At 69.3% G+C, this 26,673-nt stretch carries 24 protein-coding genes; 16 read left to right on the top strand and 8 right to left on the bottom strand.

The genetic code is table 11. The features are described from left to right. Positions 1-99 precede the first annotated feature (99 nt). On the top strand, positions 100-894 hold the full coding sequence (locus tag K244_RS21220; protein WP_020184406.1) for a polysaccharide deacetylase family protein: 795 nt from the start codon (positions 100-102) through the stop codon (positions 892-894). A 21-nt stretch (positions 895-915) separates the two neighbouring features. Here the strand turns inward: K244_RS21220 and K244_RS0101170 are convergent, their stop codons facing one another. Then, on the bottom strand, positions 916-2,268 hold the full coding sequence (locus tag K244_RS0101170; protein WP_020184407.1) for an Nramp family divalent metal transporter: 1,353 nt from the start codon (positions 2,266-2,268) through the stop codon (positions 916-918). A gap of 294 nt (positions 2,269-2,562) precedes the next feature. Here K244_RS0101170 and ppdK point away from each other — a divergent pair, with 294 nt between their 5' ends. From ppdK to egtD, 3 genes are all read left to right on the top strand, one after another. Continuing rightward, positions 2,563-5,256, top strand: a complete 2,694-nt coding sequence (ppdK, locus tag K244_RS0101175; RefSeq protein ID WP_020184408.1) for a pyruvate, phosphate dikinase — start codon at positions 2,563-2,565, stop codon at positions 5,254-5,256. Between the two features lie 855 nt (positions 5,257-6,111). Beyond that, the gene (gene egtB, locus K244_RS0101180) at positions 6,112-7,383 is read left to right on the top strand and encodes an ergothioneine biosynthesis protein EgtB (RefSeq protein ID WP_020184409.1); all 1,272 of its coding nucleotides are present in this window, start codon (positions 6,112-6,114) and stop codon (positions 7,381-7,383) included. Beyond that, entirely contained in the window at positions 7,383-8,342 is a 960-nt protein-coding gene (gene egtD / locus K244_RS0101185; protein WP_020184410.1) for an L-histidine N(alpha)-methyltransferase, read from the top strand. Before egtB ends, egtD begins: the two co-directional genes overlap by 1 nt. Here the strand turns inward: egtD and K244_RS0101190 are convergent. The 4 genes from K244_RS0101190 to K244_RS0101205 all read right to left on the bottom strand — a co-directional run bounded on the left by K244_RS0101190 (position 8,339) and on the right by K244_RS0101205 (position 11,605). Next, a complete protein-coding gene (locus K244_RS0101190) occupies positions 8,339-8,923 on the bottom strand; it encodes an outer membrane beta-barrel protein (RefSeq protein ID WP_020184411.1) in 585 nt (194 codons plus the stop codon). The two genes, egtD and K244_RS0101190, sit on opposite strands and share 4 nt — an antisense overlap. A gap of 204 nt (positions 8,924-9,127) precedes the next feature. After that, entirely contained in the window at positions 9,128-9,802 is a 675-nt protein-coding gene (locus K244_RS0101195; RefSeq protein WP_020184412.1) for an outer membrane protein, read from the bottom strand. 276 nt (positions 9,803-10,078) lie between these two features. Beyond that, on the bottom strand, positions 10,079-10,723 hold the full coding sequence (locus K244_RS0101200; RefSeq protein ID WP_020184413.1) for an outer membrane protein: 645 nt from the start codon (positions 10,721-10,723) through the stop codon (positions 10,079-10,081). A 243-nt stretch (positions 10,724-10,966) separates the two neighbouring features. Then, complete coding sequence (locus K244_RS0101205; RefSeq protein ID WP_245259723.1) at positions 10,967-11,605, bottom strand: outer membrane protein; 639 nt, start codon at positions 11,603-11,605, stop codon at positions 10,967-10,969. A 444-nt stretch (positions 11,606-12,049) separates the two neighbouring features. Here K244_RS0101205 and K244_RS0101210 point away from each other — a divergent pair, with 444 nt between their 5' ends. From K244_RS0101210 to K244_RS0101240, 7 genes are all read left to right on the top strand, one after another. Next, positions 12,050-12,802, top strand: coding sequence for an SDR family oxidoreductase (locus K244_RS0101210; protein WP_020184415.1), 753 nt, complete (start codon positions 12,050-12,052; stop codon positions 12,800-12,802). 44 nt (positions 12,803-12,846) lie between these two features. Next, complete coding sequence (gene uvrC / locus K244_RS0101215; protein ID WP_020184416.1) at positions 12,847-14,835, top strand: excinuclease ABC subunit UvrC; 1,989 nt, start codon at positions 12,847-12,849, stop codon at positions 14,833-14,835. Positions 14,836-14,878: 43 nt separating this feature from the next. Then, positions 14,879-15,166: a hypothetical protein gene (locus K244_RS0101220; protein WP_020184417.1), complete on the top strand. Its 288-nt coding sequence runs from the start codon at positions 14,879-14,881 to the stop codon at positions 15,164-15,166. A 91-nt stretch (positions 15,167-15,257) separates the two neighbouring features. Then, a complete protein-coding gene (gene pgsA / locus K244_RS0101225) occupies positions 15,258-15,899 on the top strand; it encodes a CDP-diacylglycerol--glycerol-3-phosphate 3-phosphatidyltransferase (RefSeq protein ID WP_020184418.1) in 642 nt (213 codons plus the stop codon). Continuing rightward, a complete protein-coding gene (gene moaD / locus K244_RS0101230) occupies positions 15,896-16,147 on the top strand; it encodes a molybdopterin converting factor subunit 1 (RefSeq protein WP_020184419.1) in 252 nt (83 codons plus the stop codon). Before pgsA ends, moaD begins: the two co-directional genes overlap by 4 nt. A 6-nt stretch (positions 16,148-16,153) precedes the next feature. After that, positions 16,154-16,612 (top strand): molybdenum cofactor biosynthesis protein MoaE, encoded by a 459-nt coding sequence (locus tag K244_RS0101235; protein ID WP_020184420.1) that lies wholly within the window; start codon positions 16,154-16,156, stop codon positions 16,610-16,612. 116 nt (positions 16,613-16,728) lie between these two features. After that, the gene (locus K244_RS0101240; protein WP_020184421.1) at positions 16,729-17,376 is read left to right on the top strand and encodes a hypothetical protein; all 648 of its coding nucleotides are present in this window, start codon (positions 16,729-16,731) and stop codon (positions 17,374-17,376) included. 71 nt (positions 17,377-17,447) lie between these two features. Here the strand turns inward: K244_RS0101240 and K244_RS0101245 are convergent, their stop codons facing one another. After that, positions 17,448-18,350: a branched-chain amino acid aminotransferase gene (locus K244_RS0101245; protein WP_020184422.1), complete on the bottom strand. Its 903-nt coding sequence runs from the start codon at positions 18,348-18,350 to the stop codon at positions 17,448-17,450. A 274-nt stretch (positions 18,351-18,624) separates the two neighbouring features. On the opposite strand from K244_RS0101245, the gene K244_RS0101250 reads away from it, so the two are divergent. The 3 genes from K244_RS0101250 to K244_RS0101260 are packed head-to-tail and all read left to right on the top strand — an operon-like array spanning position 18,625 to position 21,214. Then, positions 18,625-19,170, top strand: coding sequence for a MarR family transcriptional regulator (locus K244_RS0101250; protein WP_024816244.1), 546 nt, complete (start codon positions 18,625-18,627; stop codon positions 19,168-19,170). Positions 19,171-19,172: 2 nt separating this feature from the next. Next, complete coding sequence (locus K244_RS0101255; RefSeq protein WP_020184424.1) at positions 19,173-19,883, top strand: response regulator transcription factor; 711 nt, start codon at positions 19,173-19,175, stop codon at positions 19,881-19,883. Then, positions 19,880-21,214 (top strand): ATP-binding protein, encoded by a 1,335-nt coding sequence (locus K244_RS0101260; protein WP_020184425.1) that lies wholly within the window; start codon positions 19,880-19,882, stop codon positions 21,212-21,214. Before K244_RS0101255 ends, K244_RS0101260 begins: the two co-directional genes overlap by 4 nt. A gap of 100 nt (positions 21,215-21,314) precedes the next feature. On the opposite strand, the gene K244_RS0101265 is transcribed toward K244_RS0101260, so the two are convergent. After that, on the bottom strand, positions 21,315-22,697 hold the full coding sequence (locus K244_RS0101265; RefSeq protein ID WP_024816245.1) for an aminotransferase: 1,383 nt from the start codon (positions 22,695-22,697) through the stop codon (positions 21,315-21,317). A 190-nt stretch (positions 22,698-22,887) separates the two neighbouring features. On the opposite strand from K244_RS0101265, the gene K244_RS0101270 reads away from it, so the two are divergent. Then, the gene (locus K244_RS0101270) at positions 22,888-23,214 is read left to right on the top strand and encodes a hypothetical protein (RefSeq protein WP_020184427.1); all 327 of its coding nucleotides are present in this window, start codon (positions 22,888-22,890) and stop codon (positions 23,212-23,214) included. A 10-nt stretch (positions 23,215-23,224) separates the two neighbouring features. Here the strand turns inward: K244_RS0101270 and K244_RS22465 are convergent, their stop codons facing one another. Continuing rightward, positions 23,225-24,421, bottom strand: a complete 1,197-nt coding sequence (locus K244_RS22465; protein WP_020184428.1) for an extensin family protein — start codon at positions 24,419-24,421, stop codon at positions 23,225-23,227. 210 nt (positions 24,422-24,631) lie between these two features. On the opposite strand from K244_RS22465, the gene dxs reads away from it, so the two are divergent. After that, on the top strand, positions 24,632-26,548 hold the full coding sequence (gene dxs / locus K244_RS0101280; protein ID WP_020184429.1) for a 1-deoxy-D-xylulose-5-phosphate synthase: 1,917 nt from the start codon (positions 24,632-24,634) through the stop codon (positions 26,546-26,548). Positions 26,549-26,673 lie beyond the last annotated feature (125 nt).

Below are 26,673 nucleotides of genomic sequence, written 5' to 3' on the forward strand. Positions count from 1 at the left end.
CTCTGCGAAACGTTAAGCGGTTGGCGGCATAGAGGACGGCGCGCCCCAGATTCGCCGCATGGCGGGCGGATCGGGACGTGCTCGTTTCCGGAGACCGCCATGCGCCTGGTCCGCCTGCTCGCCGTCGCCCTTGGCCTCGCGCCCTTCGCCGCGCAGGCGGCCGACGTAGAGCCGCGCCTGACGATCGTCGCGCCGGACGCCTCGGCGCGCACCGTCGCCCTGACGCTCGACGCCTGCTCCGGCGCGACCGACCACCGGGTGCTCGACATGCTGGTGGCCGAGGCCATCCCCGCGACGGTGTTCGTCACCCACCGCTGGATCCGATCGAACCCCGCCGGCCTCGCGACCCTGAAGGCGCATCCCGAGCTGTTCGAGATCGAGAACCACGGCGAGAACCATGTGCCGGCGGTGACCGACGTCTCGCGGGTGTTCGGCCTCAAGACCGCCGGCTCGCTGGAGGCGGTCCGCGCCGAGGTCGCCGGCGGCGCCGCCGCGGTCGAGGCGGCGACGGGCGTGCGCCCGCGGTGGTACCGCGACGCGACCGCCCGCTACAGCCCAGACGCGGTCGCCGAGATCAAGGCGCAGGGGTTTTCGATCGCGGGCTACTCGCTGAACGCCGACATGGGCGCCTCGCTGATGGCGCCGACCGTCGCGCGGCGGGTGGCGGCCGCGAAGTCCGGCGACGTCATCATCGCCCACATCAACCAACCCGGCCGGGCTGCGGGGGAGGGGCTCGCGGCCGGCGTCAGGGCGCTGAAGGCGGCCGGCGCGCGGTTCGTGCTGCTGAAGGACGTCGAGACCCAGTCGGACGACGGCCCGGAGACCGCAATCGCGGTGCGGAAGGCGGCGCCCGCCCAGCCGGGCGCTGCGCCGAAGAAGGTCAAGACGTCCTGACGTTCAGTAACGTGCCGACGCTCAGAGGCCGCTGGCGAAGTCGTAGAGCAGCTTCATGTTGAGCGCGACGATGATCGCCGCGGTGACGGCCGCCGCGACGCTCATCCAACGCGGCGCGACGAAGTCGCCCATCTTCGAGCGGCTGGCGGTGAACCACACCAGCGGGATGACCGCGAAGGGCAGCTGCAGGCTCAGCACCACCTGGCTCATCACCAGGAGCTGCGACGTGCCGCTCTCGCCGTAGATCAGCGTGACGACGATCGCCGGGGTGATCGCGATGGCGCGGGTGATCAGGCGGCGCAGCCACGGCGCGAGCCGGATGCGCAGGAAGCCCTCCATCACCACCTGGCCCGCGAGCGTCGCGGTGATGGTCGAGTTCAGGCCGCAGCAGAGCAGGGCGACGCCGAAGGCGGTGGCGGCGATCGCGCCGCCGAGCAGCGGCCCCAGCAGCGTGTGCGCCTCGCCCAGCTCCGCCACTTCCGTGCGCCCGTTGGCGTGGAAGGCGGCCGCGGCGAGGATCAGGATCGAGGCGTTGATGACGAAGGCGAACACCAGCGCGATCGTCGAGTCCGTCGTCGCGTAGCGGATCGCCTCGCGCTTGCCGGCGTCGGTGCGCTCGTAGCCGCGGGTCTGCACCACCGAGGAGTGGAGGTAGAGATTGTGCGGCATCACCGTCGCGCCGACGATGCCGAGCGCGATGTAGAGCATCGCCGGGTTGTTCACGAGTTCGCTGGTGGGCGCGACGCCGCGGATGATCGCGCCGAGATCCGGATCGGCCATCGCAAGCTGCACCGCGAAGCAGGCGGCGATGACGAACAGCAGCCCGATGACGAAGGCCTCGATCCAGCGGAAGCCGACCCGCTGCAGCAGCAGCACCAGGAACACGTCGAGCGCGGTGAGCACCACGCCGATCTCGAGCGGAATGCCGAACAGCAGGTTGAGGCCGATCGCGGTGCCTATGACCTCGGCGAGGTCGGTGGCGCAGATCGCGGCCTCGGCCAGGATCCACAGCGCGAAGGCCACGGGCTTCGGGAAGGCGTCGCGGCAGGCCTGGGCGAGGTCGCGGCCCGCGCCGACGCCGAGCCGGGCGCACAGCGCCTGCAGCAGCATCGCCATCAGGCTCGACAGCACGACCACCGCCATCAGCGCATAGCCGAACTGGGAGCCGCCCGCGAGCGAGGTCGCCCAGTTGCCGGGGTCCATGTAGCCGACGGCGACGAGGTAGCCCGGCCCCACGAAGGCGAGGAATCGCCGCAGCGGGGTGCGCCCGCGCACGCCGACCGAGCCGTTGACCTCCGCGAGCGACGCTTCGCCCGGGCGGCCGCGCCATCCGGAAAACGGCGAGTCGGGCAGGCGCTCGGTCAGTTCAGTCATCGGGAAGGGCTCGCTGGCAGGGGGACGGAGGGCAGACGAGAACGATAATCGTTTGCAACACGATTTTTTGCAAGTGGTTCGCAAAAGCAATTTTGCACATGCGAAGGAGCGCTGGCGTTTGGCATGCAAGAAACAGAGCGTTTGAGGCCCGTTCGGGTTCCGTTATTCCTGCGCCGCAGCATCGCTCTGCGACAACTTGCCATTGAACGAAAGGCGTGCAAGGTCCCTAATGCCGGGCATGTAGGGTCTCTAAATGGCCCTCGGGGGAACCGGCGGACACGCGGAGAACGACGCATGACGAAGTGGGTGCTGACCTTCGGCGACGGACGTGCGGAAGGCCGCGCCGAGCTGCGTGAGCTGCTCGGCGGCAAGGGGGCGAACCTCGCCGAGATGGCGAACCTTGGGCTCCCGGTGCCGCCCGGCTTCACGGTCACCACCGAAGTCTGCACCCATTACTACGCCAACGGGCGGAGCTATCCCGCCGAGCTGCAGGCCCAGGTCGACGCGGGCCTCGACCACATCCAGGCGATCACCGGCCGCGTCTTCGGCGACGCCGCGAACCCGTTGCTGGTCTCTGTCCGCTCCGGCTCCCGCGCCTCGATGCCGGGCATGATGGACACCATCCTCAACCTCGGCCTCAACGACCAGACGGTCGCGGGCCTGGCCGAAGGCTCGGGCAATCCCCGCTTCGCCTACGACAGCTACCGCCGCTTCATTCAGATGTATTCGAACGTCGTGCTCGGCGTCGGCCACCACGCCTTCGAGGACATCCTCGAGACCGCGAAGGAGAAGAAGGGCGTCGTCGAGGACACCGACCTCAACGCCGACGATCTCCTCGCGCTGATCGCCTCCTACAAGGCGAAGGTGCTGAAGGAGACCGGCGAGCCCTTCCCGCAGGACCCCCGCGACCAGCTCTGGGGCGCCGTCGGGGCCGTGTTCTCGTCGTGGATGAACGCCCGCGCCATCACCTACCGCAGGCTCAACGACATTCCCGAGAGCTGGGGCACGGCGGTCAACGTCCAGGCCATGGTGTTCGGCAACATGGGCGACACCTCGGCCACCGGCGTCGCCTTCACCCGCAACCCGTCCACCGGCGAAAACCGTCTCTACGGCGAGTTCCTGGTCAACGCGCAGGGCGAGGACGTGGTCGCCGGCATCCGCACCCCGCAGCCGATCACCGAAGCCGCGCGCATCGAGGGCAATGTCGCGGCGCCGTCGCTCGAGAAGCGCCTTCCGGAGGTCTTCACCGAGTTCGTCCGCGTGTCCAACGTGCTCGAGAAGCACTACCGCGACATGCAGGACCTCGAGTTCACGGTCGAGCGCGGCAAGCTGTGGATGCTGCAGGCCCGCAACGGCAAGCGCACCGCGAAGGCCGCCCTCAAGATCGCGGTGGATCTGGCGAGCGAAGGGCTGATCACCCGCGACGAGGCGGTGGCGCGCATCGACCCGCCGTCGCTCGACCAGCTGCTGCACCCGACGATCGACCCCAAGGCCGAGCGCAAGGTGATCGCCACCGGCCTGCCGGCCTCGCCCGGCGCCGCGCAGGGCGAGCTGGCGTTCTCGTCCGAAGACGCCGAGGTCGCGGTTGCGGCGGGCAAGAAGGTCATCCTCGCCCGCACCGAGACCTCGCCGGAAGACATCAACGGCATGCACGTCTCCGAGGGCATTCTCACCACCCGCGGCGGCATGACGAGCCACGCGGCGGTGGTCGCCCGCGGCATGGGCAAGCCCTGCGTCTCGGGCGCGGGCATGCTCCGCATCGACGAGAAGAGCGGCACGCTCACCGTCTCCGGCCGCGTGTTCAAGGCCGGCGACGTCGTCACCATCGACGGCTCCACCGGTCAGGTGCTCGACGGCGCCGTCGCCATGGTGCAGCCGGAGCTTTCCGGCGATTTCGCCACGCTGATGCGCTGGGCCGACGAGGTTCGCCGCATGGGCGTGCGCGCCAACGCCGAGACGCCGGACGACGCGCGCGCCGCGCGCCGCTTCGGCGCCGAGGGCATCGGCCTCTCCCGCACCGAGCACATGTTCTTCGACGAGAGCCGCATCGTGTCGGTGCGCGAGATGATCCTCGCCGACGACGAGGCCGGCCGCCGCAAGGCGCTCGGCCAGCTGCTGCCGTTCCAGCGCGCCGACTTCGTCGCTCTGTTCGAGATCATGAAGGGCCTGCCCGTCACGATCCGCCTGCTCGACCCGCCGCTGCACGAGTTCCTGCCGCACACCGAGAAGGACATGGCGGAGGTCGCCGCCGCGATGGGGGTCGACGTCGAGAAGCTGCGCGCCCGCGCCGCCGAGCTGTCGGAGTTCAACCCGATGCTGGGCTTCCGGGGCTGCCGCCTCGCGATCGCCTATCCCGAGATCGCCGAGATGCAGGCGCGCGCCATCTTCGAGGCCGCGATCGAGGCCGCCAAGTCCACCGGCGCGCCGGTGACTCCTGAGGTCATGGTGCCGCTCGTCATGGGGCGCCCGGACTTCGACTTCGTGAAGGCGCGCATCGACGCCGTCGCGAAGCTGGTCGAAGAGGAGACGGGCGAGAAGCTCGTCTACCAGGTCGGCACCATGATCGAGTTGCCGCGCGCCTGCCTGAAGGCGGACGAGATCGCCGAGACCGCGGAGTTCTTCTCCTTCGGCACCAACGACCTGACGCAGACCGCGCTCGGCATCAGCCGCGACGACGCCGCGACCTTCCTGAGGCACTACACCGACAAGCACCTGCTGCCGTCCGACCCCTTCGTGACGATCGACCGGGAAGGCGTCGGCGAGCTGGTGGTCCTCGGCGTCGAGCGCGGCCGCTCCGTGCGGCCGAAGATCAAGCTCGGCATCTGCGGCGAGCACGGCGGCGATCCCGCCTCCATCGCTTTCTGCGAGGAGATCGGGCTCGATTACGTGTCCTGCTCGCCCTACCGCGTGCCGATCGCACGCCTCGCCGCGGCCCAGGCCGCGCTGAAGGCAAAGAAGGCCGCGACCAAGAAGGCCGCCGTGGCGTAAGCGCCCCGGCGTGGGGCCGCTCCGCCCCCTGCGAGCCCGAGGCCTCCGTCTCTGCCTCTCGTGTCCCGGCCTCAAGCCGGGACATCGACGCTCGACGTCGCCAGCCCAGAGCCTGATCGTTCGAGATGGAACGCCAGCGCCCTCCCGAAGACTCGCCCGTGGCGAGCCGCGCTCTCTCCCCTCCTCCTTGCGGGGAGGGGTCGGGGGTGGGGGTGGTTCCGGATGGGACTCTCGGGGTGAAATGGCGTTCGGGCGCTCTGCATGTCCCGGCCGCTGCGCTTCGTTCTGCGCCACTCCCACCCCTAAGAGTCTGTTTGGAAATTAGGGATTTGGGGCGATGTCGTGCGTGCTTCGAGACGCCCGCCGAGAGGCGGGCTCCTCAGCATAAGGATCGTTTTATCTGCCAGAACGCGGACTACCTCATGCTGAGGGGCCGACCGCAGGTCGGCGTCTCGAAGCACGCACTGCGATCCAACAGCCAGTTTCTCAATTTCCAGACAGTCTCTAACCCTGCCCGCAGGGGGAGGGGACAAAGGCCTGCGCCTTGTTTTGAAACGATCAGGCTCTAATGCCTTGGCGCCGTGGGCCCTCGTCTGAAAGCGCAGAGCGTCTGCATCCCGGCTCGAGGCCGGGACATGAGCCCTTCGGGCGTTTTCTCGGGGCGACCCAGCCTCTCAACGCGACGCTTGAAAACGGCGGGGGCGCCCATGGCGATCCCGCCGTTTCCACGACCGTCGCATGGCCGTGTAATCCGCCGGGCTTTCGATCCGTAGACGAAGGAACGACACGGCGTCCGGAGTCGTTCTGACGAAAACGCCGGCGACGATCGCGATCGGCGAGAATCGAGAGGACTTCATGGCTTTGAGCGAGGCGCGGGCCCAAGCGGCCCGCTCGGCCGTGCACGAGCGCTATGCGAGCGTTCGCGACCACAGCCGCCGGCTGGCGTCGCCGTTGAGCGACGCGGACGCCACCGTGCAGTCGATGGCGGACGCGAGCCCGGCCAAATGGCACCTGGCGCACACCACCTGGTTCTTCGAGACCATGGTGCTCAAGCGCTTCGCGGCGGACTACGCCGTCTTCGACGCGCGCTTCAACTTCCTGTTCAACTCCTACTACGAGACCATCGGCGCGCGGCAGCCCCGTCCCAAGCGGGGCATGATCACCCGTCCGTCGCTCGACGAGATCATGGCCTACCGGGCCCATGTGGACGCTGCGATCGAGGGGCTCCTCGACGGCGACGTCGATCCCGCGGCGGAAGAGCTCGTCGAGTTGGGCTGCCACCATGAGCAGCAGCATCAGGAGCTTCTCCTCACCGACATCCTGCACCTGTTTGCGCAAAGCCCCGTGCGCCCCGCCTACCGCGACGGCTCGACGCCAGAGGCGGTGCAAGCGGCGGAGCCGGCGGAATGGATTTCGTTCGACGGCGGGATCGTCGAGATCGGGCACGACGGTGGCGGCTTCTCCTTCGACTGCGAGGGGCCGCGCCACCGTGCGCTGCTGGAGCCGTTCCGCGTGGCGGACCGGCTGGTCACCAACGGCGAATGGCTGGAGTTCATGGCGGACGGCGGCTACCGCGACCCCTTGCTGTGGCTCGCCGACGGCTGGGCGCAGATCCTCGAGCATCGGTGGGCCGCGCCGTTCTACTGGGAGGAGGGCGACGGCGGATGGCGCTCGATGACCCTGCGCGGCATGCAGCCGATCGATCGCGCGGCCCCTGTCACCCACGTCAGCTATTTCGAGGCGGACGCCTTCGCGACCTGGGCCGGCAAGCGCCTGCCGAGCGAAACGGAATGGGAGCACGCCGCCGCCTCGCTTTCGATCGCGCCCTCGTCCGACCCGAAACGGCTTCGGCTTCGGCCGCGGCCGGCGCCGCGCGAGCCGGGGCTCAAGCAGATGTTTGGCGAGGTCTGGCAGTGGACCCGCAGTCCCTTCACGCCCTATCCGCGCTTCAAGGCGGCCGAGGGCGCGGTGGGCGAGTACAACGGCAAGTTCATGTGCGGGCAGTTCGTGCTGCGCGGCTCCTCGGTCGCGACGCCGCCGGAGCATGCGCGGTCGACCTACCGCAACTTCTTCCCACCCGACAAGCGCTGGCAATTCTCCGGCCTTCGCCTGGCTGAGGACATCTGATGCTGGACCGCGCGCCGCTGCAGGCCGCCCAGCGCGAGGCGTTTCGCGCCGACGTGCTGGAGGGGCTGTCCAAAACCGCCAAGACGCTGCCCAGCAGGTGGCTTTACGACGACCGAGGATCCGAGCTGTTCGAGGAGATCACGCAGCTCCCCGAGTACTACCCGACGCGGACCGAGACCACGATCCTCCGCTCCGAGGCGGAGGCGATCGCGGCCTTCTGCGGCCCGCGCGCGACGCTGATCGAATATGGCGCGGGCGCGGGCGTGAAGACGGAAATCGTTCTGTCGGCGCTCGACAACCCGGCGAGCTACGTGCCCGTGGACATCGCCGGCGACTTTCTCGCGCTCTCCACCGAGCGGCTCGAGCAGCGGTTTCCGTGGCTCGAAATCCGTCCGGTGGTGGCCGACTTCACCGACGATTTCGACCTGCCGGCGGACCTGCCCCGGCTCAACCGCCGCGTCGGCTTCTTTCCGGGCTCCACCATCGGCAACCTCTCGCAGGCCCAGGCGGTGGCTTTCCTCGCGCAGGTCGGCGCGCATGTCGGCGAGACCGGCCGCGCGGTCGTCGGGGTCGATCTGGTGAAGCCGCTCGACCGTCTGGTTCCGGCCTATGACGACGCCGCCGGCGTGACGGCCGCCTTCAACCTGAACCTCCTCGTCCGCATCAACCGCGAACTCGACGGGACCTTCGACACCGCGCGCTTCGCGCATGAGGCGCGCTGGAACGCGGACGAGCAGGCGATCGAGATGCACCTCAGGAGCCTCGCGCCGCAGGTCGTGGCGGTGGCCGGGCGCGAGGTCGCCTTCGCCGAGGGCGAGACGATCCACACCGAAAGCTCGCGCAAGTACGGCGTCGACAGCTTCGTGGCGCTCGCCGCGGAGGCCGGCTGGCGCGAGGGCGACGTGTGGCGCGACGCCGACGGGCTGTTCGCGGTCGTCGGGCTGAAGCGGGCGGCTTAAAATCGGTAGTTCAAGCCGACACGGACCTGACCGCCCGCGGCGTCGGGACCGACGTCGCCGCCGGCGTTGAAGGTCTTCCGATCGAGATCGACGTAGACGTACTCCGCGGTGGCGGAGACCCGGTCGAACAGCCGCACCTCGACGCCGACGCCGACCAGCCATCCCGCCTGCAACGCGCTGTCGCGGCGACCGGCCCGGACGTAGTCGGTCGCCGCGAAGGCGGCGCCGACCGTCCCGTAGGCCATGAAACGGTCGAAGGCGTAGCCGATGCGGGCGCGAATCTCGCCAGCCGCCTCGACCTCGGTGCGTCCGCCGGCGCGGCGCGCGTCCATGTCGCTTGCGAGCAGGCCGCCGTCGACGCCGACGACCACATCGTCGAAGCGCCAGTCGTAGCCGACCGACGCGCCCGCCAGCGCGCCGCGGCCGTCGAGCGAGCCGTAGCCCACGTAGATCCCCGCCCGCGGCCCGCTCCAGTCGAACGCGGCCGGGCCCGCAGCCGCCGTCGCCGCGTCCGCCGCCAGGGCGTGGGACGCGCCGGCAAGAACGATCAGCGTGGACAGGAGCAGCAGGCGAAGCAGCATCGGCGGGGGATCCGGGTGCGACAGCGACGCCGTCAGGATACCTCCGTGAGGCGGCCTTTCGGTTAACGCAAGCTTGCTGCGGCCGCTAAAGTTTCCCTGAGTCAACCGAACGTTAACACAGGCGCGCGGCGTAAAAAGAAACCCCCGCGCGAGCAAATCGCACGGGGGTTTGGAGATCCGTCGAGCCGCGGGAGCGGCGCGTGATCACCACATGTTGTTGAACTTGTACGCCACGCCGCCCATCAGGCGGTTCTCGGTGGTCGAGCTCTTCAGCTTCGCGCCGTCGATGTTGAATTTGTCGCTGCCGTAGTCGGTGTAGCGGTACTCGACGCGCGCCGTGACGTTGTCCGTCACCGCGCTCTCGGCGCCGACGCCCACGGTGTAGCCGACGGCGGTCTTGCTGTCGTGGCCGGCGACGACGCCGTTCGACGCGGAGACCTTCTGGTCGGCGTAGGCGACGCCGGCGGCGCCGTAGGCCAGGAACTTGTCGAAGGCGTAGCCGACGCGGGCCCGGGTGGCGCCGTTCCAGTTCTTCTTGTTGCGGACGCTCACGCCGCCGCCGCTCTTGCGGTCTTCGCCGTCGTCGTAGTTAAAGTCGGTCTCGACGCCGACCACAACGGGGGAGCCGTCGAACTGGTGGTTGTAGCCGGCGTAGGCGCCGACGATCCCGCCGTTCGGCTTGGTGTCGGGCGTGTTCCTGTTCTTCGACTTCGACCAGCCGTAGCCGGCCTGGGCGCCGAGATAGGCGCCGGACCAGCTGTAGCCCTGCGCGGGCGCGGCGTAGTCGGCCGGGGCGGTTTCGTAGGGGAGGTCGGCCGCGAAGGCGGCGGGAGCCGCGAGCGCGACGGCTGCGGCTGCGGCGATGACGGTGCGGATCATTGGGGGGCCTCGATACTCAACAACCGGACGGGATGAGGGGCGCGTCCGTACGCGAAACGACACGGTTCAAGCGCAGGCGTTGCAGCCGGCGTTGACCGGACCCTAGCGGCCAATCGTTAGCGATGCGTGAAGGTTATCGCGGCGTGAAAAGATCTCGCCGTTTCCACTGCGCAATGCCGCCATGCATTAACGAAGCAACGTGAAACAAAAAAAGCCCGCGGCGAGGCCGCGGGCTTTTCAAGAACGATCCGGGCGACCGAAGTCGCCCGGGCGTTATCAGAACGGGCTGGTGAACTTGTACGCCACGCCGCCCATGACGCGGTGCTCGGTGTACTTGGACTTGGTGGTCGGGTCGATGCTGAACTTGTCGCGGCCGTAGTCCGCATAGCGGTAGTCGGCGCGAACCGTGACGTCGTCGGTCGCAGCGTACTCGACGCCGCCGCCGACGGTCCAGCCGAACGCGGTGGTGTCGTCCTTGCCGCCGCCGACGCGGGACTTGATCTCACGGTCGGCGTAGGCGACGCCGGCGGTGCCGTACGCGAGGAACCGGTCGAAGGCGTAGCCGAGGCGAGCGCGGGTGGCGCCGTTCCAGTCCGTGGTCGCCCGGGCGCTGCTCCGCTTGGCGTCGATATCCGCGTAGTTGAAGTCGGTCTCGATGCCGATCACGACCGGCGAACCGTCGAACTGGTAGTTGTAGCCGGCGTAGCCGCCGACGACGAGGCCATCGGCCTTGCGGTTGATGGTGCGGCCCCAGCTGTAGCCAGCCTGAGCGCCGATGTACGGGCCGGTCCAGGTGAAGGACGGCACGGCGACGGCGGCCATCGGAGCTTCGTAGGCCGGGAGATCCGCAGCCATAGCGGCGGGAACCACGGCGACGACCGCTGCAGCCGAGGCAGCGCCGAGAAGGAAGCGACGGATCATTTTGAGTACCCTCTTACTGATGTTCGGCCTGAACGTATCCAGGCTCCGTGTCTGCCATTTAAGGGGAAAGGCGGCCGAAGTGCAGTGCCTAAACTGCAACAGTGATCAATCTTCGGTCCAAAGCCTCTACTCGAAACGGACAACTACACGTGGTGACAACTGACAATGATCTACATCAATCGCCAGTAATTTTACCTGCGATGCGAGACCGCAGGTCAGGCCCAACCGAATGACCGATAAACCTTACCAGCCGGTTGAGAATTTATATCCGACGCCGAGCATCACCCGGTTCTCGGACAGATCCGATTTTACCCGACTCCCGGACACGCTGAACGTGTCCGTCCCGTAGTCGGAGTAGCGGTACTCGACGCGCGCCGTGACGTTATCGGTCACAGCCGCCTCGACGCCCCCGCCGATGGTCCAGCCGATCGCCACCGTGTCGTCCGACCCGCCTGCGGCGCCCTGCGCCTTCACCTCGTGATCGGCGAACGCGAGGCCGCCTGCTCCGTAAACGAGAAAGCGATCAAACGCATACCCGATTCGACCGCGCACCGCGCCGGTGTATCCGATGTCGTTCCGGATCCGCGCGTTAGGGGCGCCGGTGAAGCCGGACGTGGTCCGGCCGGCGTCCGAGTCGGTCCAGTTGATGTCGGCCTCGAGGCCAATCACGATCGGGGAGTTGTCGAACTGGTAGTTGTAGCCGCCATAGCCGCCCAGGCTGACGCCGTCGGGCTTGGAGCCGGGGGACACGCCGTTCACGCGATTGTCAGCGTCAAACCAGCCGTATCCGGCCTGCAGGCCCAGGTAGGGGCCGGTCCAGCTGAACGAGGGAACAGGGGCGGCCGCCGTCGCGGGCTCGTAGCCCGGCATGTCGGCCGCCATGGCGAACCCGCCGGACACCAACAGGACTGCGATGCTTCCGAGACTGGAAGAGAATTTCATTTCCAACCCGACTCCTGCGGCGCAGCTCCGTTTCGCGGACTGCAGCCAGGACCCCCAAACGCCGATCGCGACGAGAACGCAGGGCCTGCCCAAAAAGTTCCGGACGCATTCCGTCCGTATCGACGTTTTTTGTGACGCTCCTTTGAGGCCCTTTCGAAACCCGAATGTGGCCAGTGGTGGACGGAAATAAGACGGGGGTCGCCGTGACGTTCCTGCCACACTGGCTCGGGTCGCTTCAGTCTCTTGCGGTTTTGAGCGCTCATTGACGGTTGGAACAGGGTTTCGCCCGGCGGGCGAGGCGATCGGCGGTGAACTCTCCGCCGTAAAACGATGGGCGAAGCGCGCGAACCGAAACCGGCTTCGCGGATTTAAGGGCGGCGCGGCATGGCGGACGGCGGCGGAGCGGCGTTGATCACGGGGGCGGGCAGGCGGATCGGCGCCGCGATCGCCGAAGCCTTGGCGGGCGAAGGGCGCCCCGTCGCCATCCATTGCCACGGGTCGATCGAGGAGGCCGAGGCGGCGGCGCGGCGGATCGCGGAGCAGGGCGGCCGCGCGGCCGTCGTCGCCGGCGACCTCGCCGATCCGGCGACCCCTGAACGTCTCATTTCGCAGGCCGCGGCAGCCCTCGGCTCGCCACTCGAAGCGCTGGTCAACAACGCCTCGATTTTCGAGGAGGACGGCGTCGGCTCGCTCGGGGTCGCGGCGTGGGACCGGCAGATGGCGATCAACCTTCGCGCTCCGGTGTTTCTCGCCCAGGCCTTCGCGGCGCAGCTGCCCGCGAACGCCGGCGGCTGCGTGGTCAATGTGATCGACCAGCGCGTGCTCAAGGCGACCGGCCGCTTCATCTCCTACACGCTGTCGAAAAGCGCGCTGCTGACCGCCACCGAGACGCTCGCGCTCGCGCTCGCGCCGCGCGTCCGGGTCGTCGGCGTGGCGCCGGGACCCACGTTCGCGAACGCGCGGCAGTCTCCGGAGGCCTTCGCCCGACAGGCGGAGGCGACCCCGCTGGGGCGAGGTCCTACGCCCGCCGAGATCGCTCAGGCCGTGCTGTTTCTGCTCAAGGCGGAGAGCGTCACGGGCGTCATGTTGCCGGTCGACGGCGGCCAGCATCTCGCGCCGGATCGCGACGACGACTGAGCGGTCTCGCGGAATCGGCTCCTGTCGCCTAAATTGGCGGCTCCATGACCGATGACGACCGCCCCCAGATCGAGCCTGACGCGCTCGACGACGACGAGCTTTTCCCTGTCGAGGAGCGCGCGACCGCCGAAGCGGCGCTCGGGGCCGCGCCCGAGAACCTGCGCCGCGGCGTCGAGGTCATCCGCTCGCACCTGAAGCACCTGCCGAACGGGCCGGGCGTCTACCGCATGTTCGCGGCCGAAGGCGACGTGCTCTACGTCGGCAAGGCGCGCAGCCTGAAGAAGCGGGTCGCGAACTACGCCCGCGGCATCGGCCACAACACCCGCATCGCCCGCATGATCGCCGAAACCGCGGCGATGGAGTTCGTCTCGACCGAGACCGAGACCGAGGCGCTGCTGCTCGAGGCGAACCTGATCAAGCGGCTGCGCCCGCGCTTCAACGTGCTGATGCGGGACGACAAGTCGTTCCCCTACATCCTGATCTCCTCCGAGCACCCGGCGCCCCAGATCGCCAAGCACCGCGGCGCCCGCACCCGCAAGGGCGACTACTACGGGCCCTTCGCTTCGGCCGGCGCGGTCGGACGCACCATCGACGCGCTGGAGCGCGCCTTCCTGCTGCGCTCCTGCGCGGACAGCTATTACGAGCGGCGCACGCGGCCCTGTCTGCTGCACCAGATCAAGCGCTGTTCCGGCCCCTGCACCGGCGAGATCGCGCTCGAGGACTACGCCGTGCTGGTCGAGGAGGCGCGCGACTTCCTCTCCGGCAAGAGCGACCGGGTGAAGACCGAGCTGGCGCGCGCCATGGACCAGGCCTCCGAGACGCTCGATTTCGAGCGCGCCGCCGTCTACCGCGACCGGCTGGCCGCGCTCGCCGCCATCCAGTCCAACCAGGGCGTCAACCCGCGCTCGGTGGAGGAGGCCGACGTCTTCGCGATCCACGCCGAGGGCGGGCAGACCTGCATCGAGGCGTTCTTCTTCCGCGCCTACCAGAACTGGGGCGCGCGGGCCTACTTCCCGAAGGCCGACAAGTCGCTGGAGACCGGCGAGGTGCTCGGCTCGTTCCTGTCGCAGTTCTACGACGCCGAGGAGCCGCCGCGGCTCGTGCTGCTGAGCGAGGACATGGAGGACCGGGCCCTGCTGGCCGAGGCGCTGACGATCCGGTCCGGCCGCAGGGTCGAGGTCGCCGTGCCGGCCCGCGGCGAGAAGAAGGAGCTGGTCGACCGGGCTCTCTCGAACGCCCGGGAGGCGCTCGGCCGGAGACTTGCGGAGACCTCGACGCAGGCGCGGCTGCTCGCGGGCGTCCAGGCCGCGTTCGAGCTCCCGGTCCTGCCCCAGCGCATCGAGGTCTACGACAACAGCCACATCATGGGGACGGCCGCGGTCGGCGGCATGATCGTCGCCGGGCCCGAGGGCTTCCTGAAGAACCAGTACCGCAAGTTCAACATCAAGCCCGAGGACCTGACGCCCGGCGACGACACCGGCATGATGCGGCAGGTGCTGCGCCGGCGCTTCGCGCGCCTGCAGAAGGAATCCCCGCGCGACGCCGAGGGCAGGACGCCCGAGGGCGCGCCGCCGTGGCCGGACCTGGTGCTGATCGACGGCGGGCAGGGCCAACTCAAGGCCGCGCGCGAGACGTTGAAGGAGCTCGAGCTCGGCGGCGTGCCTCTGGTCGGCATCGCCAAGGGCGTCGACCGCGAGGCTGGGCGCGAGACCTTCTTTCTGGAGGGCAAGCAGCCGTTCCGCATGCCGCCGCGCGACCCCGTGCTCTATTACGTCCAGCGCCTGCGCGACGAGGCCCACCGCTTCGCGATCGGCACGCACCGGGCGCGGCGTTCCAAGGAGTTCGTCGCCAATCCGCTCGACGAGGTGCCGGGCATTGGCCCCACCCGCAAGCGCGCGCTGCTGCGCCACTTCGGCACCGCCAAGGCGGTGGCCCGCGCGGGCCTGTCCGACCTCGAGAAGGCGCCGGGCGTCAGCAAGGCCATGGCGAAGACGATCTACGACTTTTTCCACGCTCGGGGCGACGCGGGCTGACCATTCTCGCCAGCCCCCGCGCGCTCAACGAAAGGACCGTTCCATGACCCTCGGGCTCCGTCTGGCCGCCGCCTTCCTCGTCGCCTGCGCGGTCGGGGCGGGCGCGATGATCTACGACCAGACCCGGGGCGCCGACTGGGCGGTCTCCCCCCAGCAGATCGCCGCGGCGAAGGCCGCCGGCCAGGCCGGCGTCGAGACCCGTCCGGGCTCCGTCGCCGTGCTGCCGATCCGGTCCGAAACCGCCGATGTCCTGCCGTTCAAGTGGGCGCTGCTGGGCCTGGCCGCGGGGGCGCTGACCTTCGTGGGCTTGCGTCGGCGGACCCGCGCGTGACCCGCGACGTCCGCCGACGCTCCCGTGTTGACGCCCGCGGACGCCCGTGGTCGTGTCGCCGCCTGACCCGTCAGCATGCCGGCGCCGATCTATGAGTTCCGAAAGCCATCTCGACCCCGTCGGCCCCGCCGCTGTGCGCCGCGGCGACAACGCGTCGCGACGGCATGCGCTCAGCCTGCCGAACATCCTCACCTACGGCCGCATCGCCGCGGTGCCGGCGGTCGTCGGATGCCTCTTCGTCGGCGGCGACGCCTGGCGCTGGACGGCGCTCGCGCTGTTCGCCCTGGCGGCGATCACCGACTTCCTCGACGGCTACCTCGCGCGCGCCTGGCAGCAGCAGTCGCCGCTCGGGCGGATGCTCGATCCGATCGCGGACAAGCTGCTCGTCTCGGCCTGCCTGTTGATGCTGGCCGCCGACGGCACGGTCCACGGCTGGACCCTGTGGGCGGCGATGGTGATCCTGTGCCGCGAGGTGCTGGTCTCCGGGTTGCGGGAGTTCCTGGCCGAACTCCGTGTCAGCGTGCCGGTCACCAACCTCGCGAAATACAAGACCACGGCCCAGCTCGTCGCGGTCGGCTTCCTGCTCGCGGGCGCCGCCGGCGACAAGGTGATCCCCGGCGTGACGGCGGTCGGGCTCGGGCTGTTGTGGTTCTCGGCGGTCCTTACGCTCTACACCGGCTATGACTACTTCAAGGCCGGACTGCGTTACGTGCTGGAGGACCCCGTCGAGTGAAGCTGAAGTATTTCGCCTGGGTGCGGGAGCGGGTCGGGCTGGCCGAAGAGGACGTCGACGCGCCGGCGGGCGTCGCGACCGTGGCGGAGCTTGTCGACTGGCTCCGCGGCCGCGGCCCGGACTACGAGCGCGCCTTCGCGGCGGGTCCCGCGATCCGCGCCGCGATCGACAAGCGCCACGCCAAGCCCGACGCGTCGATCGCCGGCGCCGGAGAGATCGCGTTCTTCCCGCCGATGACCGGCGGCTGAGCCGCCATGACCGTCCGTCTTCAGAGCGAGCCGTTCGACTCCGGCGCGGAGGTCGTGCGGCTGAGCGAGGGCCGCGACGGCGTCGGGGCCGTCGTGACCTTCACCGGGCTCTGCCGCGACCGCGCCGACAGCGGGGCGCCGCTCGAGGCGCTGATCCTCGAGCACTATCCCGAGATGGCGCAGGAGGAGCTCGAGCGGATCGAGGCGGAGGCGCGCGCCCGCTGGCCGCTGATCGACGCGCTGTTGGTCCACCGCTACGGGCGGATCCGTCCGGGCGAGCCCATCGTGCTGGTCGCGACGCTGTCGTCCCACCGGGCGGCGGCCTTCGCGGCGGCCGAATTCCTGATGGACTACCTCAAGACCTCCGCGCCGTTCTGGAAGCAGGAGGAGACGGCGGCCGGGACGGGCTGGGTCGCGGCCAAGGACGCCGACGACGCGGCGGCCGAGCGCTGGAGCCGCGGCTGAAGCGCGTCCCGGGACCGAGGGACGCGAACGACGCTTGCCGGGCGTGCGAACGACGTTAGAGTTAACCGGATGTTAACCGCGCTGTCGCGCGGCGCGCCTCTTGGGTTAACCCTGCGATGACCGGCAAGCTCTCGTTTCGCGCCAGCGCGACCCTGATCGTCTGCGGCTACGCCGTGATCGCGGCCCTGCTCGTCCTCGCCGCCGGCCAGAACCTCGGGCATAGCGTGTCGAACTACGCCCAGCAGGTGTCTTGGCTGACGTCCGAGACCACCACCGCGCGACTGGCCGCGCTGCGGCAGGCGGGACGGCCGGAGACCGCCGCGCTTTACGCGCTCGTCGCCGCCGCTTCCTGGGGGCTGATCGCGGCGATGGCGGCGGCCGGCTTCGCCTGGGGCGTGCTGCACAAGGGCGAGAGCTTGCTCGGTCTCGACAAGGCGCTGACCTACCTCGCGGCGCTCTCCGGCCTCTATGCGCTGTCGACCTGCCTCACGATGGGCCTGAGCGCGGCGCATCTGACGCTGCCGCGTGAGGGGCTGCATGCGATCCCCGGGCTGTGGTTCGCGACCATGATCCCAAGCGCCGCCGTGCTCGCGCGCTGCGCGGCGCTGATCGCCCACGACGCTGGATCCCTGCTCGCCATCGTCATCGCCGCGGAGCCGCGGCGGATCGCCCAGTTCGTGGACGCGACTGAGACGGCCCGAGGCGTCGACAGCGTCGAGGCGAGGCTCGCCCGCCGGGTCGCGGCCGCGCGAATCCGCGCCTAAGTTGCGGCTTCTTAAATAGAAAAAGCCCGCGAACCGGCCGGTTCGCGGGCTTTTTCACGTGTTGCGACAGCTCAGGCCGCGGCGACGGCCTTCGGCGCAGACGGCTGCACCGCCGCCATGTAGTCGTTCATCAGCGTGCTGGTGACGTCGCCCACCGTAAACCGCCAATCGGCGATCTCGGCGACCGGCGTGACCTCGGCGGCCGTGCCGCAGATGAAGCACTGCTCGAAGCCCGACAGTTCCTCCGGCAGGATTGCGCGCTCGACCACCTCGATGCCGCGCGCCTTGGCGAGGCCGATGACGGTGCGGCGGGTGATGCCGTCGAGGAAGCAGTCCGGCGTCGGGGTGTGGATGACGCCGTCCTTGACGAAGAAGATGTTCGCGCCGGTGCATTCGGCCACCTGGCCGCGCCAGTCCAGCATGAGCGCGTCGGCGTAGCCCTTACGCTCGGCCGCGTGCTTCGACATGGTGCAGATCATGTAGAGGCCGGTCGCCTTCGCCTTGGACGGCGCGGTCAGCGGGTCCGGGCGGCGCCACTGGGCGAGGTCGAGCCGGATGCCCTTCAGACGCTGGGCCGGGTCGAAATAGCTCGGCCACTGCCACACCGCGATCGCCAGATGGATCCGGTTGTGCTGGGCGGAGACGCCCATCATCTCGCTGCCGCGCCAGGCGATGGGGCGGATGTAGGCGTCCGAGAAGCCCTGCCGCGCGAGCGTCTCCTCGCAGGCCCGATCGATCTCCTCGACGGAGTAGGGGATCTCGAAATCCAGCAGCCGCGCGCTTTCGATCAGGCGCTGGTTGTGCTCGCGCATCTTGAAGATTACGCCGCCGTAGGCCCGCTCGCCTTCGAACACCGCGCTCGCGTAGTGCAGCGCATGCGTCAGAACGTGAACCTTGGCGTCGGCCCACGGGACGAAGGCCCCGTCGTACCAAATGACGCCGTCGCGCATGTCGAAAGGTTGTGCGTCGGCCATGACAATCGCTCCTTGGCAATCGCTCGCCGGCTCGGAACCGGCGCAATAAAGGCTGTTCAATCTCTGTCGTTCGAGGTGCGCCCGAACGCTGCGACGGTCAAGTCGAGCGTTCCGGCCTTACGCATTTTGCGCCCCGCGAGCGGACTGGCTATCCTCCATGGACACCCGGTTCGATTTACGGTCGCGCAATGATCCGCGTTCCGGCGCTTATCTAGGGTAATTTCCTTTCGCGGATTGGGCAGGGTGTGTAACGAACTGATCGGGATAAGTCAATATGACTGACGTAATGACCGAAGCGTCCGTCGCGACTCAGCGATCCTCCGCCGCGCACGCCGTCGGCCCGGACGGCGCGCCGGCTTACGACCTGATCGAGCTTCTGTTTTTCGCGTACCGCGACTTCGTGCGCGACGCCGACGAGGCGCTTGCGGCCTATGGTTTCGGGCGCGCGCATCATCGCGTCCTGCACTTCGTGGACCGCAACCCAGGCCTGCGCGTCACGGAACTGCTCGACATTCTGAAGATCACCAAGCAGAGCCTCGGCCGCGTGCTGCGCGAGCTGATCGACCAGGGCTTCGTCATTCAGCGCGAGGGCGCGTCCGATCGCCGCCAGCGGCTGCTGTTCGTGACCGAGCGCGGCGACGCCCTCGCCTTGAAGCTCGCGCATCTTCAGACCGAACGGATCGCGCGGGCGCTCGACGGCTGCGGCGATGACGTCGGCGCCGCGGCGCGGCGCTTCCTGTTTGCGATGGTCGATCCCCAGGAGCGCGACGCCGTCGCGCGGCTCGCCACGCCCGGACGGCCCCGCGGAGGGCGAGCCTGACCGTGGCCTACTCCTCCGAGACGGCCGTCAACGACGACGCCGCGCACCTGCTCGTCGTCGATGACGACGCCCGAATCCGCACGCTGCTGCACAAATTCCTTACAGGCAAAGGCTACCGCGTCAGCACCGCCAGCGACGCCGCCGAGGCGCGTGCGAAGCTAGACGCCCTGGCGTTCGACCTTCTGGTGCTCGACGTGATGATGCCGGGCGAAAGCGGGCTCGACCTCGCGCGCGCCGTACGCGCGCGCTCGCCCGTGCCGATCCTTATGCTCACGGCGCGCTCGGACGCCGACGACCGCATTGCGGGGCTTGAGACTGGGGCGGACGACTATCTGGCGAAGCCGTTCGATCCCCGCGAACTGCTGTTGCGCGTGGGCGGGATCCTCAGACGGGCCGGCGCGATGGCCGCGACGTCCGCGCCCGAGGTCGTGTTCGGCGAGTTCGCCTTCCATCGCGGCCGCGGCGAACTGAAGCGTGGCGACGAGGTGGTCCGTCTGACCGATCGCGAGCGCGACCTGCTCGCGACGCTGGCGGAGCGCCCCGGCCAGACCGTGCCGCGCTCGGCGCTCGCGACCGACGACGCCGCGCCGGGCGACCGGGCGGTCGACGTCGTCGTCACCCGTCTCCGTCGCAAGATCGAGATCGATCCGGCGAACCCGCTGTTGCTCCAGACGGTGCGGGGCCTCGGCTACCGCCTCCTCGCCGACGGATGAGCGAGGCCTCTGCGACGGGGACCTTCCTGCGGCGCCTGATGCCGAAGGGCCTCTACACCCGCTCGCTGCTTATCATCGTCGTGCCGATGGTGCTGCTGCAGGGCGTGCTCGCGTTCGTGTTCCTGGAACGGCACTACCAGCTCGTGACCGAGAGGCTGTCATCGGCGGTCTCGCAGGACATCGCCGCGCTGGCGAGGCTCCACGATCTCCAGCCGACCCCAGAGAACGATGCGCGGCTCGTTCGCATCGCGCGCGACGAGCTGTCGTTGCAGGTGGAGTTCCTGCCGCCGCAACCGCTGCCGCAGGAACGCCCGCGGCCGTTTTTCTCCATCATCGACGAGGCGCTCTCCAGCCAGCTCGCAGAGAGCCTGAAACGACCGTTCTGGATCGACACCGTCGGCCGGTCGAACTTCGTCGAGATCCGAGTGTCGCTGTCCGACGCCACCATGAAGGTCCTGGCCCGCCGCAATCTCGCCTACGCCTCCAACAGCCACATCTTCCTGGTCTGGATGGTGGGCGCCTCGGTGGTGCTGATCACCGTCGCGATCCTGTTCCTGCGCAACCAGATCCGCCCGATCCTCGCGCTCGCGGCCGCCGCCGAGAGCTTCGGCAAGGGCCGGGCCGGCCCGGATTTCAAGGTGCGCGGCGCCCGGGAGGTGCGGGAGGCCGGCCGCGCGTTCCTGGACATGCGCGACCGCATCGAACGTCAGATCGAGCAGCGCACGACCATGCTGGCGGGCGTCAGCCACGATCTGCGGACCATGCTCACCCGCTTTCGCCTTCAACTGGCGCTGCTCGACGAGACGCCAGAAATCGAGGATCTCAACCGCGACGTCGACGAGATGTCGCGGATGCTGGAGGCCTACCTCGCCTTCGTGCGCGGCGACGCAGGGGAAGCGCCGTCGCCCACCGACGTGCCGGGGCTGCTGGACGATCTGAAACGGGCGGTGGAGACTTCCGGCGTGCGAGCGACCGTGGAGAGCCACGGCCCCGACACCGCGGTGGTCCGCCCCGACGCCTTCCGGCGCTGCCTAAGCAACCTCGTCTCCAACGCGTCGCGCTTCTCCACGCGGATCGCAATCCAGGCGATCAACGACGGCCGAACGCTCGAGATCCGGATCGACGATGACGGCCCGGGCATCCCGCTCGAGAAGCGCGAGGAGGTGTTTCGGCCGTTCCTCAGGCTCGACCAGGCCCGCAACCAGGACCACGGCGGCACCGGTCTCGGCCTCGCCATCACCCGCGACATCGCCCGCAGCCATGGCGGCGACGTCACGCTCGAGTCGAGCCCGCTCGGCGGCTTAAGGGCAGTGGTGCGGGTGCCGGCCTAGAGAGCTGCAGCCCGCGCTTCGAGGCCCGCGCGCGCCGGCCCAAGGCCGCGACACGCACTAATGGTGTCATCGCCCAATCGACGTGGCCGCCTATGCGCGCTCACGCGGCCGTGCGCAGGTTCTCCTCGCCCGCCCAAGCCTCGGCGCGGTCGAGCGCCCTCGCGAGCTTGTCGAACAGTTCGTCGACCTGCGCTTCGGTGATCACGAGCGGCGGGCACACCGCGATGGCGTCGCCGATGGCGCGGACGATCAGACCTTCCTGCTCCGCAAAAGCGACGACCTTCGGCGCGACGCCTTGCTTCGGGCCGAACGCCCGCTTGGTCGCCTTGTCCGCGACGACCTCGACCGCGCCCACGAGCCCCTTGCCGCGGGCTTCGCCCACCAGCGGATGTTTCGCCAGCGCCTGCAGCCGCGCCTGGAAGTGCGGGATCAACCCGCGGACATGCCCGATGATGTTCTCGCGCTCGTAGATCTCCAGCGTGCGCAGCGCCACCGCCGCCGCGACCGGGTGTCCGGAATAGGTGAAGCCGTGGCCGAACACGCCGATCTTTTCGCTCTGGCGGATCAGCGCCTCGTCGATCCACTCCGGAATCATGACGCCCGCGATCGGCAGGTAGGCGGAGGACAGCGCCTTCGCAACCGAGATCGTGTCGGGGCTCATCTCCATGGCGGTCGAGCCGAACCACTCGCCGAGCCGTCCGAAGCCGCAGATCACCTCGTCGGCGATCAGCATGACGTCGTGCTTCTCGAGAACCTCCTGGATCTTCGGGTAGTAGGTCTCCGGCGGCACGATGACACCGCCGGCGCCCATGACCGGCTCCGCGATGAACGCCGCGACCGTGTCCGGCCCCTCCGCTTCGATCTGGGCGTCGAGTTCGGCCGCGAGCCGGGTCGCGAAGTCGATCTCGCTCTCGCCGGGATGGGCGAAGCGGTAGTGATGCGGGCAGGCGGCGTGCCTCACGCCGGCGATCGGCAGGTCGAAATCGATGTGGTTGTTGGGCAGGCCGGTCAGGCTCGCGCTTGCGATCGTGACGCCGTGGTAGGCCTTGATCCGCGAGATGATCTTCTTCTTCTGCGGCCGGCCCAGCGCGTTGTTGACGTACCAGACGAGCTTCATCTGGGTGTCGTTGGCCTCGGAGCCCGAGTTGCAGAAGAACACCTTCGAGATCGGCGTCGGCGCGAGTTCCTTGAGCTTTTCGGCGAGCGCGATCGCCGGATCGTGGCTCTTGCCGGAGAACAGGTGCGCGAAAGGCAGCTTCGACATCTGCTCGGCGGCGACCTCGACCAGCTCCTGCCGACCATGCCCGAGCGCCGTGCACCAGAGGCCGGCCATGCCCTCGAGATAGGGTTTGCCGTCGGTGTCGTAGACGTGGACGCCGTCGCCCCGCTCCAGGATGAGAGTGCCCTGTCGCGGCAACGTCGCAAGGTTCGAATAGGGATGGAGAACGGTCGCGACGTCGCGGGCCTGAAGGTTCGTAAGCATGGCGCGTCTCTCCCAATCGGCGATCTCCGACGCCTCACGCATAGGAAATTCGCGCGCCGCTTGAAAGCGCGGCGAGCGCATGCCGCGGGGCCAAAAAAATGTTCTCGCGTTCGGCGAAATTAACTGGAACGATAGTCGAAGTCCGGCGTTCTTACGCTCGATCGCACTCCGTCATTTCGGTCTCAAAACGATGCGGCTCGCACTCGTTGGCGCTGCCCTTGCGTTCGCAGGCTATGCGGCGCTCAACCATGTGACCTACCTCGCCGATGGCGGGTACTCGAGCGGATTCCCGGAACACAGACGTATCGACGTGCGCTCCCCGCAGGAGTGCGCCGAGGTGATCGCACGGGCGGACCGGACGCTGGGTCCCAATCACGGCCTCGTCTGCGATCGGGTTCCGTTGGCGCGTCATTGGTTCAACCTCGCGCAGGACGCGTTCGAGCGGCGGCAGGTCCTGGCGACGGTCGCCAACGCGGTCCGCACCGACGCCGTGGCGAGCACCGCAGGGCTGCGCTGACGGGTCGCCGTCAGCCGCCGCGCCAGCTGCAGAGCCGGCCGCCGCGGTTCTTCCGCTTCCGCAGATCGAGATGCAGGTGATCCTCGTGGAACCCGTCGGATCCCGGCCCGAGCACCGTCATAAAACGCGCGCAGGCGGAGCCCCGCACGGCGGCTGCGAACGGGGCCGGCAGCGTCTCGTCGTAGACATCGCGCTCCTGGCCGTCCGCGAAGCCGAAGCCGGACACGTCCACCGCGTTGGCGAGCCCATGCTCGCTCATCTTGGCGTTCCGGCGGTTGTTGCGCCCCCGGCAGACGAACGACGACGCGGTGCGCACCTCCGTCAGCTTCGGGCCGGCCTTTTCCGCGGCGGGCGCAAGGTCGTCGCGGACATAGGCCGTGACGGCGCGCGCCGTCTCGCAGCGTAGGATCGCCGCAGGCTTGATCGCGACGGTGCTTCCGTCCTTCAGCGTCACCCCTGACAGCTCCACCGGCAGCGGGGCTCCGCAGGACAGGGGCCCAAGTATCGGCGGCAGCGGCTTCGAAATCGCGCCTTCCCGCTCCAGCGCGGCGCAGTCGGCGTCTTTCGCGCGGGCGTCCGATGAGGGAGCGGCGACAGGCGGCGGGGTGTCCGCGTCGGGAAGGGCGGGCAGGGGTGGACCGTCGAGCGGCGCGCGCGGGATCATCGCGACCACGGTCGGCTCAGGCGTGCGCTCGGGCGGCAATGGAACTCCCGGCGCCGGCCGACCTTCGGGAAGCGCGACCTCCGTGACGTCCCGGCGCCCATGCGCCACGGGATCAGGCAAAGGCGAGAGCGGGGGCGCCTCGGGGGTCGGCGCGAGACGGATCGCCACGAAGTCCGCGACCCGCGCCGCGCTCTCGGTCGCCTCGGCGTCGGACGGGAAAGCGGCGGCGGCGAGCGGCGCGATCACCGGCGCGGCCGCCACCGCTGCGGGCGGCGGCGGAGGCGATCGTTCCTGTTCCGGGGCGCGGCCCGGCGCGGGCTTCGGAACCGGCGTCGCGGTCCGGGCGCGCGCCGGCGCCGTCGCAGGTTTTTCCCGCTTGGCGCGGCGAACAGGCTTGCGCTGTTGCGCCCACGGCAGGCGAAAGTCCGAGAACACCGAACCGTTGTTGCGCGGGGCGGCGGACGCCTGGGGGGCGGCCGGGAGCGTCGAAAGCGCAACCGCGGCGCTGGCGACGAGGAGGCAACTTCGGCCGAACCTCTTCATCGCACGACGATAACCGGCGGGCGCAGCCTTGGGCAAGGCGCTTGGCGCAATCCCTGGTGGACGGTTCGGCCGCGCGCCGTCGCGGCGGGCGCGACTGAGATGGCCGCGTGCGGCGGCCGCAGTCCTCCCTTGGTCGGAGCCGGCCGCCGTTTGCGCGCCTTCTGACGGTGGTGTAACGCTCGAAGCTCAATCTCGAGGTTAACGCACGCTGTGACCGAGCCGACCGCGACGCCCCTGCTCGACGCCGTCCATGTTCCGTCGGACTTGCGGCGGATCCCCGAAGACCGCCTCCCGCAACTTGCCGACGAGCTGCGCCGCGAGACGATCGACGCCGTGTCCGTCACCGGCGGCCATCTCGGAGCGGGCCTTGGCGTCGTCGAACTCACCGTCGCGCTGCACCACGTGTTCGACACGCCGGCCGATCGGCTGATCTGGGACGTCGGCCACCAGGTCTATCCGCACAAGATCCTGACGGGCCGACGCGATCGCATCCGCACCCTGCGCAAGGGCGGGGGGCTCTCCGGCTTCACCAAGCGCTCCGAGAGCGAATACGACCCGTTCGGCGCCGGACACTCCTCTACGTCGATCTCGGCCGGCCTCGGCATGGCCGTGGCGCGCGACCTGAAGGGCGCGGACAACCGCGTCGTCTGCGTCATCGGCGACGGCGCCATGTCCGCGGGCATGGCCTACGAGGCGATGAACAACGCCGGGGCCGCAGGCTCGCGCCTGATCGTCATCCTGAACGACAACGACATGTCGATCGCCCCGCCGACCGGCGCCATGTCGGCCTATCTCGCTCGGCTCGTGTCCGGCCGCACCTATCTCTCGCTGCGGGAGATCGGGCGCGGGCTCGCGAAGCGGCTGCCGAAGTTCGTGGAGCGCGGCGCCGCGCGGGCGGAGGAGTACGCCCGCGGCCTCGCCATGGGCGGCACGCTGTTCGAGGAGCTCGGCTTTTACTACGTCGGCCCGATCGACGGGCACAACCTCGAGCACTTGCTGCCCGTTCTGAAGAACGTGCGCGACGCGGACCAGGGGCCGATCCTCGTCCATGTCGTCACCCAGAAGGGCAAGGGCTACGCTCCGGCGGAAGCCTCCGCGGACAAGTACCACGGCGTCTCCGCCTTCGACGTGGTCTCCGGCGCCCAGGCCAAGGCGGTCGCCAACGCGCCGAGCTACACCAAGGTCTTCGCCCAGAGCCTGATCGCCGAGGCGCGCGACGACGACCGGATCGTCGCGATCACCGCGGCCATGCCGGGCGGCACGGGCCTCGACCTGTTCGCCCAAGCGTTTCCCGCCCGCACCTTCGACGTCGGCATCGCGGAGCAGCACGCGGTCACCTTCGCGGCGGGTCTCGCCACCGAAGGTCTCAAGCCGTTCTGCGCGCTCTATTCGACCTTTTTGCAGCGCGCCTACGACCAGGTCGTGCATGACGTCGCGATCCAGAAGCTGCCGGTGCGCTTCGCGATCGACCGCGCCGGCCTCGTCGGCGCCGACGGGGCGACCCATGCCGGCGCCTACGACATCGCCTATCTCGGCTGCCTGCCGGACATCGTGCTGATGGCGCCGGCGGACGAGGCCGAACTCGTCCATATGGTCGCGACCGCGGCCGACTACGACGAGGGTCCGAGCGCGTTCCGCTACCCACGCGGCGAAGGCGTCGGCGTCGAGATGCCGACGCGCGGCCAGCCCCTGCCGATCGGACGCGGACGCGTGGTGCGCGAAGGCACGACCGTGGCGTTGCTGTCGCTTGGACCGCGGCTCGCCGCGGCTCGCGAGGCGGCCGAGGAGCTCGGCCTGCGCGGCGTCTCCACGACTGTCGCAGACGCCCGTTTCGCCAAGCCGCTCGACCGCAACCTCATTCTCCGGCTCGCCCGCGAACACGAGGTGCTCGTCACGGTGGAGGAGGGCTCCACCGGCGGCTTCGGCGCCATGGTGCTGCAACTGCTCGCGACCGAGGGCGCGCTCGACCGCGGGCTGAAAATCCGAACGCTCACCCTGCCGGACCGTTTCCAGGACCACGATAAGCCGGAGCTTCAGCTCGCCGAAGCCGGCCTCGACGCCAAGACGATCGCCGCGACGGCGCTGCTCGCGCTTGGTCGCGAAGCGCGGGCGGCGCTGAGGGCGTAAGGTCCGGTCCTGGGACGTCACGGCCCTTCCAGATCCACGGTCGTCCCACGGTTGCCATCGGCCGGACCTCGCGGCACACCGGATGCTCGGCGCCGAAGGCGGCGCCTCATCCCCCGCCGCGAAGG

It is taken from the genome of Methylopila sp. 73B, from assembly GCF_000526315.1.
Classification (GTDB): Bacteria; Pseudomonadota; Alphaproteobacteria; order Rhizobiales; family Methylopilaceae; genus Methylopila.